Origin of the sequence: Aestuariibaculum suncheonense (assembly GCF_014596935.1) — a bacterium.
Lineage (GTDB): Bacteria > Bacteroidota > Bacteroidia > Flavobacteriales > Flavobacteriaceae > Aestuariibaculum > Aestuariibaculum suncheonense.
Window position 1 is genome coordinate 224732 of the sequence record NZ_JACVXC010000002.1, and the last position, 15155, is coordinate 239886.

Annotated in this window: 8 protein-coding genes; 3 read left to right on the forward strand and 5 right to left on the reverse strand. The window is 35.6% G+C overall.

The features are described 5' to 3' along the window. Positions 1 to 73: 73 nt before the first annotated feature. From ICJ84_RS06645 to ICJ84_RS06655, 3 genes are all read left to right on the forward strand, one after another. Positions 74 to 3181 carry a SusC/RagA family TonB-linked outer membrane protein gene (locus tag ICJ84_RS06645; RefSeq protein WP_188215597.1) on the forward strand — a complete coding sequence of 1036 codons (3108 nt, stop codon included), beginning with the start codon at positions 74 to 76 and terminating at the stop codon, positions 3179 to 3181. 10 nt (positions 3182 to 3191) lie between these two features. After that, a complete protein-coding gene (locus tag ICJ84_RS06650) occupies positions 3192 to 5120 on the forward strand; it encodes a RagB/SusD family nutrient uptake outer membrane protein (protein ID WP_188215598.1) in 1929 nt (642 codons plus the stop codon). A gap of 143 nt (positions 5121 to 5263) precedes the next feature. Next, on the forward strand, positions 5264 to 6184 hold the full coding sequence (locus tag ICJ84_RS06655) for a sialate O-acetylesterase (RefSeq protein ID WP_188215599.1): 921 nt from the start codon (positions 5264 to 5266) through the stop codon (positions 6182 to 6184). 77 nt (positions 6185 to 6261) lie between these two features. Here ICJ84_RS06655 and ICJ84_RS16980 read toward each other — a convergent pair whose 3' ends face one another. Genes ICJ84_RS16980 through ICJ84_RS06680 form a run of 5 tightly spaced genes read right to left on the reverse strand, consistent with a single transcriptional unit; the run spans position 6262 to position 15135 of the window. Further along, on the reverse strand, positions 6262 to 8157 hold the full coding sequence (locus tag ICJ84_RS16980; RefSeq protein ID WP_188215600.1) for an alpha/beta hydrolase-fold protein: 1896 nt from the start codon (positions 8155 to 8157) through the stop codon (positions 6262 to 6264). Positions 8158 to 8162: 5 nt separating this feature from the next. Beyond that, positions 8163 to 9422 carry a glycosyl hydrolase family 8 gene (locus tag ICJ84_RS06665; protein ID WP_188215601.1) on the reverse strand — a complete coding sequence of 420 codons (1260 nt, stop codon included), beginning with the start codon at positions 9420 to 9422 and terminating at the stop codon, positions 8163 to 8165. Positions 9423 to 9432: 10 nt separating this feature from the next. After that, positions 9433 to 11814, reverse strand: a complete 2382-nt coding sequence (locus ICJ84_RS06670) for a glycoside hydrolase family 31 protein (RefSeq protein WP_188215602.1) — start codon at positions 11812 to 11814, stop codon at positions 9433 to 9435. A gap of 25 nt (positions 11815 to 11839) precedes the next feature. Further along, positions 11840 to 13192, reverse strand: coding sequence for a family 43 glycosylhydrolase (locus tag ICJ84_RS06675; RefSeq protein WP_188215603.1), 1353 nt, complete (start codon positions 13190 to 13192; stop codon positions 11840 to 11842). Between the two features lie 8 nt (positions 13193 to 13200). Further along, positions 13201 to 15135, reverse strand: coding sequence for a glycoside hydrolase family 97 protein (locus tag ICJ84_RS06680; RefSeq protein ID WP_206688683.1), 1935 nt, complete (start codon positions 15133 to 15135; stop codon positions 13201 to 13203). Between the last annotated feature and the right edge of the window lie 20 nt (positions 15136 to 15155).

The following is a 15155-nucleotide window of genomic DNA, read 5'->3' on the forward strand; positions in this document are numbered from 1 at the left end:
TTTTTTAAACCAAACACAACCGATTGCTTATTTATGTATTTATAGCGATTAACTACAACTAAACTTAAATTTTATGACAAACTATTTTAATTTTAAAACCAAACAGACAGGTTTTTTATTCATACTCCTACTTATTTGTTCGAGTATGTCTGCTCAAATGACTGTCTCTGGTAAGGTTTCTGATGACAATGGACCAATTCCCGGAGTAAATGTAATTTTAAAAGGCAGTTCAAATGGAACCGCAACCGATTTTGATGGCGAATTCACGATCAGCAATGTACCTGGCAATGGCGTATTAATTTTCAGTTATATAGGATATCAAGCTAAAGAAATCCAAATAAACAATCAAACTGAAATTAATGTTACCCTTGAAGCCGATTTAGCAGCTCTTGATGAAGTTGTTGTTATTGGTTACGGTACGCAAAACAGAGAATCTGTTACGGGATCTGTAGTATCTATCAAAGGCGGCGAACTTTCCGAAGTACAAGCTGCAAATTTCCAAGAAGCACTTCAAGGTCGTGCCCCTGGAGTTGATATTTCTACAACTAACACCAGACCTGGCTCTAATAGTACTTCCATTAGAATACGTGGAGTAAGGTCTCTCTCGGGTAGTAATGATCCTTTGATTGTATTAAATGGCATTCCTTTTTTTGGAGGATTGAATGATATCAATTTAAATGATATTGAAAGCTTAGATATTTTGAAGGATGCCTCTGCAACAGCCATTTATGGATCAAGAGGTGCTAACGGAGTTATTTTGATTACCACTAAATCAGGTAAAAAGGGCCAAGCCGCTAAATTTACCTACAATACGTATTATGCAGCAAAAGAAGTCTTTGCTAAGTTTCCTATGATGAATCGCGATCAATTTAATGCATTACGTGAAGCTACTGGTCTTTTTAATGAGGGGGATCCCCTGTATACTACTGGAGCAGATGAAGATACTAGTGTAAATACTGATTGGCAAGATTTAATTTATGGCACAGGACTGCAAACGAGTCATGATATAGGAGTTACAGGTGGAGGAGAAAACGGTAATTATAGTATTGGCATGGGGTACTTTAAAGAAACATCAGTGTTACCGGTTGAATCTTTTCAAAGATACTCACTACGGGCTCAAGTTGAGCAGGAAATTGGTGCATTCAAATTCGGGTTAAACTCCATTATGAATTATAGTCTAACAAATGCTGCGGGTACAGGGCTTTATGGAAGCCTTAGTGCTACTCCAATTTTAAATCCTTATAACGATGATGGCTCTCTAAAACGCGTAGTTAGCATGCCTTTAGATGAATTTTGGGTAACTACCAAAAGTACGTTAAATGCCATTGGTGAAGGTCGAGTTAATCTTCAAAAAGATTTTGGAACTTACAACAACTTATTTGGTGAAGTTAAAATTCCTGGAGTTGAAGGTTTAAAATACCGTTTAAATCTTGGTTTAAATTTACGTATGAGCAGAGATGGTAACTTTACAGGTCAAGGGGTTGCCAATGTAAACCCACAAGCTCCAAATGGCGGTGGTGTTAGTAGTAGTTTAACAACAGATTATGTTATTGAAAATTTACTAACTTATGACAGAACCTTTGCTGATAAGCATCAAGTTAATATTGTTGGACTATTTTCGGCTCAAAATGGTAAATGGGATGGTACAAATTTTAGTGCAAGAAATCTGCCAAACGAACAATTTCTATTCTACAATTTAGGATCTGCGCTTCTTGAAGATGTTACTGGTTATGGCGGATACTATGGAGAAGCTGGCTTATTATCTTATATGGGTCGAGCAATGTATCAATATGATAGTCGTTATTTAATTACGGCTACAGTACGTTCTGATGCTTCTTCAAGGTTAGCACCAGGGAAGCAATGGGTTACCTACCCTGCCGTTTCTGTTGGTTGGAATATTGGAAATGAAAACTTTATGGATAACGTAAACTGGGTAAGTTCTTTAAAAATACGTGCAGGTTACGGTGAAACATCTAATCAAGCTGTTAATCCATATGCCACTTTAGGAAACTTAGGAACTAGAGATTATAATTTTGGCAATACCTTTACAACAGGATATTTTGTTAATGAATTACCTAATCCAAATTTAGGATGGGAATTTTCAGAAACTTATAATTACGGTCTAGATTTTGCTTTATTTAATAATCGCTTATCTGGAACTGTAGAATATTATACCACTAAAACAAACGACATTCTTTATCGCGTAGGATTACCTGCAACTTCAGGAGTTGGTTCTTTCGTTGGTAATATTGGATCAACATCCAACAAAGGATTAGAAGTCGCCTTAAATGCAACCATTATTGATAACCCAGACGGTTTTACATGGGATTTAGGGGTTAACCTATACACCAATAAAAACGAAATTACGTCTCTGGCAAGCGGTGAAGATCAAAACGTTGGGCAATTGTGGTTTGTAGGCTCGCCTATTAACGTGATTTATGATTACAAAAAAATAGGCCTTTGGAATGAAACCGATGCCGATTATCAATATTTACAGACTCTTGAGCCTGGAGGTAATGCCGGTATGATTAAAGTACAATATACTGGCGATTACAATGCTGATGGTTCTCCTGTAAGACAAATTAATGCTGATGACAGACAGATTATTGACCCAACACCAGATTTTCAAGGTGGCTTTAATACACGTTTGGCTTATAAGAATTTTGATTTAAGCATGGTTGGTGTTTTTAAAAGCGGTGGTGTCGCTGTTAGTACACTTTACTCTTCTAATGGATATCTTAACTTACTAACTGGTAGACGAAATAACATTAATGTTGATTACTGGACACCGACCAATACCGATGCAAAATATCCTGCTCCCGGAGGAATTCAAGCTGGTGATGGCCCAAAATACGGAACCACTATGGGGTACTTCGACGGTTCTTATCTAAAAGTAAGAGCCATTACACTAGGATACAACTTTAATCAGAAACTAATTGAAAATATAGGTATTCAAAACTTACGTTTGTATGCCACTGTACAAAATCCATTTGTCTTATTTTCTCCTTTTCATAAAGAATCAGGAATGGATCCGGAAACAAACTCAGGGGCCGATGATAATGGTAACGCTCAAAACTCAGCTACAGGAACTTCCGGTTTCATTTCCAGAGGTATTCCTACCATTGGAACCAACGTTCCAACAACACGTAATTTCATGGTTGGCTTGAATTTAACTTTCTAAAAAGATTATTATGAAAAGACTAAAAAATAAAATAACTATAGTATCAATGCTTTCAGTAGCATTGACAATTGGCTCATGTACTAATGACATTCTTGAAGAAAATCCTAGAAGTGTGTTTACTCCAGATTACTTTCTTACTGAGCAAGGGGTTGAAGGTGGTATAACAGCATTATACGCACATTTAAGATTTTTATATGGTGCCTGGAACTATTACAATTCAACAGAAACTGGTACAGATGAATACACCTGGGCGCAAAGTGCCGATGGAAATTTTAAAGACATGGATTTATCTGGCGTAGGTTCGATTATTTCAACAAGCGCTCCTTCTGCCGGCCCGTGGTTTACTTGTTTTAGTGCTATTAACACTGCTAGCGGTATCATAGAAAACGCAACAACTGTTGGTCTATCAGATGCTTTAATTGCTGAAGCACGTTTCTTCCGTGCTTTTGATTACTTCTTACTGACTCAAACATATGGAGGTGTTCCTTTAGATTTAGGAGCTGGTGAATTAAAATTCAATACCTCAACCAATAGAGGATCTGTGCGTAATACAGTTCCTGAAGTTTATACCAAAGCCATCTTTCCTGACTTAGTTAAAGCGGTTAACGATTTACCTGACAGCCCTAGATTAACAGGATCTCTAACTAAAAATGTTGCCCGTTTATATTTATCGAAAGCCTATTTAACATATGGATGGTGGTTGGAGAACCCTAATAATATCCCAACATATCCAGATGCACCAAGAACAGACCCTGATGGTCATGATGCCGCATGGTACTTTCAACAGGCCTATAATGTGGCAACAACTGCCATTGATAACCCCGGTCCGTACACTTTACTCGATTATTTTTATGATGTACATTTGGCCCCTAACGATCGTCATGCTGAAATGATGCTGTATGCAGATCATACTGAAGAAAGTGCTAAATACAATGGAGCAGATTTAGGCTGGGGGATTTCTGGCCAACAAGACAATGCATCGGTTTGGATGGTGACCTGGAACTATACTGTTATTAGAAGTAATGGTGTAGAAACAGTAAAACGTGAAGCAGCACAAAGCTATGGTAGACCCTGGACTCGAATGGCTCCAACCCTAAACGTTTTTGAAGAAACCTTTAAAGAAAAAGATTTGGATTCTCGTTACGACGGAACTTTTGTAACTAGTTATCGAGGCAATTGGGATAAAGCAGGTGATACGACTCCTTCGTATCCAAATGCTAATAATTTGCCTGTTTCTCCCGGAGATGCCATTGTATCCTTTTTAGATGAAGATAATTCTGATGTTGTATACCCTAGTGGCCAGGGAGCTAGTAACATTGGTGCTGGTGTTTTAGCTGGTAGAGCAGATTTTGTAATTGAACCTGGTGCTATTAGTAGAATCGTTTATCCAGGTTTATGGAAACTAGGAACCTATCGTACCGATAACGATGGAGGCCTTGGTTCTCCTAATGCAGGTTTAACACGCCCGTTCCCAATTGCTAAATTCTCTGAATTCTACTTTATTGCTGCTGAAGCAGCTGTAAAAGGCGCTGCTACTCAAGGCGGTAAAACGGCTAAAGATTTGATAAATGTTATTCGTGCACGGGCAGGAAAATGGCGTTTTGATAACGGAGAACAAACAGAAAGAATGGAAGACAATAGTGATGCTATGACAAATGCAACACCAGATGTAATAGATATTGATTTTATTTTAGCCGAACGCTCAAGAGAGTATTTTGGAGAAGGCTATCGCTGGTATGATTTAGTAAGAACCCAAAAGTGGCAAGAGCTGGCTAGCAGCTATAGAATTTCTGGGCCTAATTATGGTGATCATACACCACAAACCTTTACTAGGACTATAGAAGATTATCATTATTTACGTCCTATTCCACAGGGGCAACTTGATGCCATGGAGGCTTCGGAGTCTGAAAAAGAGGCTTATCAAAATCCTGGTTATTAATATATTTTTGAGTTAGTTTAGTTTTTTATTATTAAAAGACTGCTTAAAAGTTAAAAAAGCTTTAAGCAGTCTTTTTATATTTCATAACTTTCAGTGTATATATCTAAATTCCTTATTTTTCTTACTTACTAAAACGATAAATGATGAGACAAACATTAATTACGCTTATTATTTCATTTTTATTTCCCGTATTAGGCTATTGCCAACAAATTAAAAAAGATACTATAAAAGTCTTTTATCTAGCCGGACAATCTAATATGGAGGGTTACGGTTATAATTCAGATTTACCAAAATCTCTTAAGCAACCGTTCAAAAATGTCTATATTTTCCATGGCAATTCTGTTCCGGATGGTGATGCCAAAGGAGGCTTTGGAAAATGGGAAATATTACAACCAGGGCATGGTGTGGGGTTCTCTTCTGATTCACAAAACAATAACCTTTCAAATCGATTTGGTGTCGAGCTATCATTCGCAAAAAAACTACAGGAGTATTATCCCAACGAAAAAATTGCAATAATAAAATACGCAAGAGGTGGCACTTCTATTGATAGTCTTGCCGCCGGCGAATTTGGATCTTGGGAGCCGGATTATAAGGGACTGAATGGGATAAATCAATATGACCATTTTTTAACAACACTTAAAGAAGCTTTAAATACAAAAGATATCAATGCTGATGGCAAAGAAGATGTTCTTATTCCATGTGGTGTTATTTGGATGCAAGGTGAAAGTGATGCCGCATACACCGAAGCCATTGCTACCAACTATTATAATCATTTAAAACGCATGATGGACTTATTTAGAGCTTCTTTGCGAGCCGATGATTTACCCGTTGTTATTGGAAAAATTTCGGATTCCTGGAATGATCAAGACGGAAAGGTTTGGGATTACGGCGAGTTGGTACAATACGCTCAAGAAAAGTATGTTAAAACCGATAAAAATGCTAAAATAATTAGAAACACAAGGTATTATAAATATTCAGATAAATGGCATTATGACAGTGAAGGATATATCGATTTAGGTAAAAAATTTGCGGAAGCTATACACCAATTAAATATAAACAAATAAGCATCAGTTATCCTCTGCTCCATTAAATTATAAGGAAAACATCGAGAATTTAAACTCTCGATGTTTTTTGTTTTCTTTTATTCCTTGAATAGTAATGGCGCTAAATTATATAACCCTCTCCTCCAGGTTAAAAACTCATGGCCTGTACCCTCCGAAATATGAGAAACTGCATGAATTCCAGCTTTTTTAAGAACTTCGGTTGCTTTTTTTACGCCTTCTGGATTTTCCTTACTACCACAACTTAAATAGACCAATTTTAAGTTTGAGTGATTGGCTAAATCTTCCGGTTTATAAGTTCCTCCACTTAAAACACCATAATAAGAAAAAAGCTCAGGTTTATTTAATGTGATTAATCGGGTTTCAAAGCCTCCCATAGACAAACCTGCCATAGCACGATTAGCTTGATTTGATTTCGTACGGAAATTAGAATCTATATAAGGTATTAACTCATCAACCATAACTGTTTGAAAACGACTAATGTCAAATTCATTTAACTTACCCCATTTAACTTCATTAGTCATCCCGTAAGTCATTACAACAATAAAAGGCTCTATTTTTCCTTCAGCAATTAAATTATCCATAATTAAATTGGCATGCCCCTGCTTACTCCATGAAGTCTCATTTTCTCCCCAACCATGTTGAAGATACAGTACAGGATATTGCTTATTTGAATTATTGTATCCTGGTGGTGTATATACAAACGCTCTACGAGATGTTCTTGTACTTTTTGATGGGAATAAAATTTCTTGTGTATTACCATGAGGCACATCTTTCAACGCATAAAAATCCTGATCTATTGCTGGTACTTCCACGCCACTAGCGATGCGTTCCATACCATAATATGTTTCTGTAGAAGGATCTACAACTTCTGCTCCATCAATATTTAGAACATAATAATGAAATCCAGGATCTAAAGCATCTGTTGTTACGCTCCAAAACCCTTCATCATCTTTAACCATACCATAGGTTTTCCCAAACTTCACACTTACCTGATTGGCTTCAGGTGCTTTGACTTTAAAAATGACTTTGTTATTAGGTAGTACTTGTGGATATTGTGCTTTGTTAATATTTGTTCTTGATGGCGTTCCTAATACACTGTATTCTGTTAAAACAGTTGGATCTACTGGTTTAAATAAAAACTGAGAAAACATATATAAACCATTTTTCCATACTTTAAAATCATGATCACCTGATTCTAAATAGTAAATATGAGGAACGTTGTTTTCAAATAAATAATCGTGAGTACGTTTACTAAACGGTAACAACCAATCTTTATCTCCGCATGAGATCCATAGTAATTTCAATTTGTTCTTTGCCTCTTCAGGATTGGGTACTAACTCTTGAGGCTCTTTTGTGTTTGGTGCAGATGAAAAACCTCCAACCCATGCAAACTGATCTAAATTTCCTAATCCGAAATTTAAAGATTGTCCGCCACCCATAGACAAACCAGCAATTGCTCTATGCTCTCTATCTTTTAGCACCGGATAGCGTTTTTCTATAAAAGGTATTAAATCATTCAATAAATCGATTTCAAATGTTGAGAAGGCCTCCACTTTGTCTTTAGCCATAATATCACCTGTAGCCCTATCATCCTTCATGGCTCTGCCGTTAGGTAAAACAACAATCATAGGCTCTATTTTTCCTTCAGCGTATAAATTATCTAAAATAACTTGTGGGTTACCACCCCGTATCCATTCATTTTCATCTCCACCTATACCATGTAATAAATATAAAACCGGATATTTTACATTTTTATTATATCCTGGAGGGGTATAAACATTAGCTTTACGAATTGTTCCAACCGTTTTCGATTTATAACTAACCGTTTCTATTTTCCCGGCCTTTATATTGGAATTAAATTCATCGAAGCCCTTGGGAGCTTCTTTCAATATATTTTGACCATAGGATGTGGTATTAAAAAAAAAGACTATAATTCCTGCTTTAAAAATGAACCTTAAAAAAGATGTTTTCATAATGATTATTTAAATTTTGTTGGTGTAATAATTCTATAATTTCCACTTAAATGCATTAAACTAAAAAGGTACATGAATCCATCATAATATGGATCGAAGTAACCATCTTCATAAGGTTCTAACGTTGCATTCCATATTGCATGAATAAAGTCCTGACCTCGGTTGTCTATAGTTATAAGCGCTGTTGTAGCCGCAGTAGAGACCAATCCTATAGAGTGTCTCAGTTTTTTAGTCGGACCTGCTTGCAGTATAAATTCCGGTACCGTTCCATCAAGATTAAACTGATCATTGTAAGTTTCCATTCCCTGTGATCTTAAAAAATTCTGAAAACGTTTAGCATAACCTTCCTGCCAAGCTTTGTCTTTTCCAAACCACACATAATCCATGGAAATATTCATAGGTACCCTCCAAGAATCATAACGAAATCCAGGTGGCATCCATCTTGTGGGGTATGGTTCTCCATTAAACTCGGTATAATCAGAATTTAATGATGTAACGGGATGCGTTGCTCTATGAAAAAATACTCTTGAAGTATCTGCACAAGCTTTATAAAACTCTTTATGTCCATCCTCAGCATATGCTGCCCAGACTTCATAAAACGCAGGAACATGGTAAGAAGGATCTGTCCAATTGTATCCACTTCCCTCGGGCACAAAAGATATTTGTTTGTACTCTGTATTAATAATATTATAAATGTTTTCTGTACCGTCTTTACCCCACATCGCATCTAAAATTATTCGAGCTTCCTTATAATAATCTATTCCGGTAGTATTTCCCCACTTATTAGAAGCAAACAATAGACTGGTTATGTAATAAAACTCTCCATCGGAAGCAGAACCTAAAGCATTTGGTTGCATTGTACTCGGGTTAAAACTCCACGCAAAATACCCTTGTCTAGGGCCACTTTGATGCTGCAAATATGTTTTTGAAAATCTCCAAATACGATCAAAAACTTCCTTTTTATCAAATTGAACAGCAACCATCATTCCGTACGACATCCCTTCGGTCCTAACATCTTTATTCTTCACATCACTTACGTAAGCCATTGAATCGCCAACCTCAAAATAGACCCGATTCGGCCCCTCAAAAAGGTCGTAATAGGCCTTTGACAATTTTTGGTTTATACTTTTTTGAGTAAAGCCGGCTTCTAAAAAAAGATTTTTGTATTTAATATTTTCAAAATCCTCTCCTTTGTTTTGTCCTTGTACAAAAAAGGAAAATATCAAAACTATTATTAAACTCAGTTTTGTTTTGAAGTCATTCATAAGCTATTATTTAAAACCTAACATCTATTTTATCTCCTTTATAATTAATCTCTTTCTGTGTTCCATCACGAAGAGTGATTAAAAATTTCCTTTCAATTAGCATTCCATTGAACCCACCTTTCCTCTCTCCTATACTTAGTATCCGAGAAGAGTTATTCCATGTTATCTTTATCTCTGAAAATGCTCCTTTTTCATAATTATAGTTATCATTTTCATCTTCATATAGAGTAAAGGTGCCGCTTTCTCCTTCGTAAACTTTAAGTTCTAATTCATTCCATAATTTTTCCTCTGCATATTGTACCTTTGGTCCAAAGGGTATAATACTTCCTGCCTTAATATAAATTGGTAAAATATCTAAGGGGGTGTCTTTTTTTACTGTTTGCCCTCCAATATGCTTTTCATTTGTCCAGAAATCATACCATAAGGTATTAGCAGGCAAGTAAACATCTGTAGATTTTATTAGAGAAAAATCTCTAATTTTAGTAGTATCTCCTTTGTTAGTAACAAATCTGGTATACATGGCATCTGTTACGGGTGTGACCAGAATGGAACTGCCAAACATATACTCATTACCAATATTATGAGTATTTATATCTGATGCAAAATCCATGATCAAAGGACGAGTCATGCTAGATTGATTTGCAGTAACCATATGAGAAATACTATAAATGTATGGCAGTAATTGATATCTAAGATTTATATATTTCTCGATTATATCAAAAATAGGTTCTCCCTTTTTTCCAAATTGATAAATTTCTCTTGGTGCATCTGTTCCATGCGATCGCATCATAGGAGTAAAAGCTCCAAATTGAAGCCAACGCGTATAAAGTTCCTGATATTCTGGATCATTTATATTATTAGGAAAATCCCATAAAAAGAAACCACCTATATCTGTATTCCAGTAAGGAATTCCTGTCATTGAAAAATTCAAACCAGAAGTTACTTGATTCTTTAATGCCTCCCATGAGGCCACTACATCTCCCGTCCAAGTATTTGATGCATATCGTTGTTGGCCTGCAAATGCAGAACGTGTTAAAATGAAAACACGCTTATCTGACGTTTTTCCTCGTTGATGATTATATACCCCTCCAACCGTCATTAATGGAAAGGCATTTCTAACCTTTCTAAAAGAACCTAAATATGTTTTATTATCTAAATCTTCAGGTTTAATATTTAAATGGTCGGGCTCTGTAGAATCCATCCACCAACCATCAATACCTAATGAGAATAATCCTTTTTCAAGATATTTCCAGTAAATATCTCTAGCTTCAGGATTGTAGGGATCGTAAACAACAACTCCGGAAGGGTACTTCATATCTGGAGGCCATGAATCTATTCCGGAAAGTGGCCATGTTGCAAAATCCATAAGCATATCTCTTTCTTTCATTTCTTTGTAAGGTTTGGTTTCAGGTCCAAAAGAAGACCAAACAGAAATAATAATTTTTGCTTTTTGATTATGTATTTCATCCACAAATTTTTGAGGCATTGGAAAATTCGAATTTAAAAACTCCATAGCATTCCAATGATAATTATCTCCCCAATATTGCCAATCTTGAATAATTCCATCTAAAGGCACACCTAGTTTTCGGTATTGCTTTACAACATCAACTGTTTCCTCCTGACTTTTATAACGCTCCTTACTTTGCCAATAGCCAAATGTCCATAAGGGAAATTTAGGAACCTGTCCTGTGAGATCACGCATTTGTGCAATAACCCCGTCTGCATTACCCCCAAACATAAAATAGTAATCTATACACTCGCCCACTTCAGAGGTAAACTTCGTACCATCTGAATTATCTTTAAAAATAGTAGGTGAATAATTATCCCAAAAAATACCATATCCCTTTATCGATTGAAAAAAAGGAACAAAATCTTGAGTATTATTCTGAACCATATAAACCTCCTTTCCTCGTTGGGATATTTCATCACTTTGAAGAATACCTAATCCATAAATTGCCTCATCAGGATCCAATTTGAATGATTGGCTTACTTGAAATGTAAATTCGCCTGCATCGGTAGCTGGAGTAAATTTATTTCCGTCTTTTACTTCTTTAATCAATGACTCATCATCAACATTAAAAAAATCAACATTTCCGGAATTTTTATTAACCTTGACAACTAAACTTGAACTTTTTATAATAAAAAATAATTCACTTTCTGAAATATCTAGTTTTACTTTCTCTGGCTTTTTAATAACAGACAAACTTTCCTTTTCAACAATAGAATCTTTCGGGTATTTCAAAACCCTAACAATTTTAGGTGATAGAAACTGGATTTCTAATTCGATGGAATCAACAATCATTTTTAAACCTGAATCTGTTTTATTGTACAATTTTGTACTGCATGACACGAGAAACAATGATAAAAAACCAACCTTAAACAAATAACTCATAATCTCTTTTTTATTTTTTTAAATTTTATTCAAATCTTACCCAATCGATTTCTATTTCACTATTACTTTTTAATTGAATAAAAAGATTTTCAATATTAGATTCAGACTTCACCAGAGGTGCTTTTATTTCTTTCCAATTATCGCTTTCAGGTACGATTACCCTCGATAAAAGCATACCGTTTATACCTTTACTTCTTACTTCTAAAGTACCGCCTGTTGAAGATTTAACTTTTAGAACAACTGATTTCAACAGTTTACTACCAAAATCAACTGTATTGTATTGTACCCAGGCCTCAGGTTTATTCAACTTTAATCTCCAACCTTTAAAAGTATTTAACGAATCTAAAAAGGCGGTTGAAGCTCCAAAAGAATCTAACCTACTGTATCTATCTATTTGAATTTCTTTGGTTGCATCTGAAATACCAATTCCTCTTAAGGTAGGTTTCACCTTTTGTATTGTCCCATCTGCGTTAAAATGTAATGTATCAGCTCTTACAGATCGAGCTTTATCAAAGTCTGGTGAATAATCATTATGGTGATAAAATAGGTACCATTGATTTTTAAATTGAATAATAGAATGATGATTTGTCCAGCAACCCGTTGGAGACTCATCCATGATAACACCTTTAAATTTAAATGGCCCTAACGGATTATCGGAAATTGCATACTCCAAACGTTCGGTCTTTTCGGCTACATGCGGATAGGTTAAATAATATATACCATGCCTTTCAAAAACAAAAGGTCCTTCTTTTAATCCTTTAGTTGGCAAATCCTCTAAAATTTTAACTTCGGAATCAAGTTCGAGCATATTATCTTTTAATCTTGCTGCATAAATATGCCCTTGAGACCAATATAAATAAGCCTGCCCGTCATGATCAATAAACACATTTGGATCAATACCTCTAACCCCTTTTATAGGCTTAGATTCAGGAACATAAGGTCCCTCTGGTTTATCTGAAATGGCAACACCTATACAAAAACCTTTATCTTCTGTTATCGTTTTATTTGGTGTAGACGGAAAGTAAAAGTAATATTTGCCATTTTTCTCAATACAGTCTGGCGCCCACATACTGTAGCTATCTGGGTTTACCCAATCTACTTTGGTTTGCTGTATAATAGTACCATGATCCATCCAATCGGTAAGGTTCTCTGAAGAAAACACATGATAATCCTCCATGCAAAACCATCCTATGCGTCCTTTTCCTTCTTCTGCCAAAATATCATGAGAAGGAAAGATGTAAATTCTGTCTCCAAAAACTCTTGCCGAAGGATCTGCCGTAAACTGATTTCTAATTATTGGATTTTGAGCAAATGCATGACTTGAAAGCAAAAACACAGACCATATAAAAACTGAAAATGGATTATTACTTCTATACATCACTCTATTTATTTCACAATTAGAACACCTCCATTCACAGGCATATGTAATTCGATCTCCTGATTCTTTTTTAACTTTAATAACTCTACATCATTTTTAGATTTTTCGCCGTCTCGGTATATTTTAAGAACCTCTCCTGCATTGAGCATTGGTAATTTAACTTTAAGATTAAGATCTGTATCCTGAGCATTTACTCCAGCGATATACCAAGTGTTTTCATGACGACGCGCCATAACGATGTACTTACCTGGATAACCATCAACAAAAACAGTTTCATCCCAGGTAGTTGGGACTGTTTTCAAAAAATCTAATTGGTATTTAGGCGTATCCTGGAGGTTATTTGGAGTTAATGCAAACATTTGTACCGGATTTTGAAAAAGTACACTGGTTGCCAATTGAAATACATTACTGGTTAAACGCTTCTGTCCTGCTTCATTTCCTTTGTTAAGGAATTTATTTAACACCACACCGCCAAACTCCATACTCCCTACCGTATTTCGCATAAATGGATGTAGAGATGCGTAAAAAGCTTCTTTATTGCGTACATCCTGAGAAAAGACGAGCATTTCAGACGCTAAAACAGCTTCGCTTCCAACAAAATTAGGATACATACGCTCCCATCCTCGTGGTAAGGTTGCTCCATGAAAAATAACCATTAAACCATATTCATTGGCATCGGAAAGTATATCTTCATACAACTTCATAGTTTCTTGTTTATCGCCACCAAAAAAATCAACTTTTAGGCCTTTAACACCTGCTTCTTTTAACCATTTCATTTCCTTTTTTCTAACAATAGAGGTATGCATTTTATTTAGTGGTGTCATAAATGCATCATTAGCGTTTCCGTTAGAATTATACCAAAGAAAAACGCCCACACCTTTTGATTCGGCATATTTAATAAGTGTTTTCATTTTTTCATAACCAATGTTTTTATCCCACCACGCATCGATTAAAATGTATTCAAAATTCATTTCGGCAGCTAGGTCGATGTACTTTACTTGATCTTCATAGTTCATACTGTTATCCTGCCAAATAATCCAACTCCAGCTTCCGCGTCCATATTCATAATTCTGTGAAGCTTCATAAAGTGGTTCTACAACACTAAAAGGAATCGTTGTTTCTACTATAGGTTTTAGTGTTTTACCAACTGTAATTGTACGCCAAGGTGTTACCCCTGGTAATCCCATTTGTGCTCCAGTGCTTCCAAATCCGTTATTGTTTTTAATATCTGGATATTCCACATTAAAAACGCCGTTATTATACTTGCTTAAATGCGAAGCACAATATTGACTTGAAACACCTGTTTCTGAGACTAATACCCAGCCTTTATTTTCTACATTAAAAAGACCCGGGAATACATACCCCCCTTTGGCTGTGTTGTTCTCTAATGGTGCATTGTACGCATAACCACTTTCGTAACTTGGTGCTGTACGAGCAAAACCTCCCATTGACTCCATCATATAGGATAGAAATGCTTTGGTAGAAGTAGGAAATGCAAACCCGGTTAACTCTTTTTCTATTACACAAACAAAAGTTTCACCCCAAGTTGGTATTTCATATCGAAAGGCGATATCGTTATTGCTTACCTGAAATACAATAGACAATTGCTTTTTATCTTCATTTTCAATGGTATATTTTAATGTATTAGCCTGATAAAGAACATCGGATTGTTTTATTTTATCCTGATGATAACTTTGATCGACTTTACCTGTTGTCGTTTCTAGAAACTTCATGTTCTTACTAAAATCACCTTCGTTAGTTATTAAACCTAATGGTGATTTTTCAAGCATGATTTCATTGTTGTAAGTGACAGAATACTTTGGTTTGCCGTAATCAACAGTTACGGAAACTTTTAATTTACCGTCTGGGCTTTCAACTATTGATTGTGCATTACCCACAAGAAATGCAGATAACATGAAAAATAAAATACATTTGATATTCATATATAGAATGTTAGTTAATT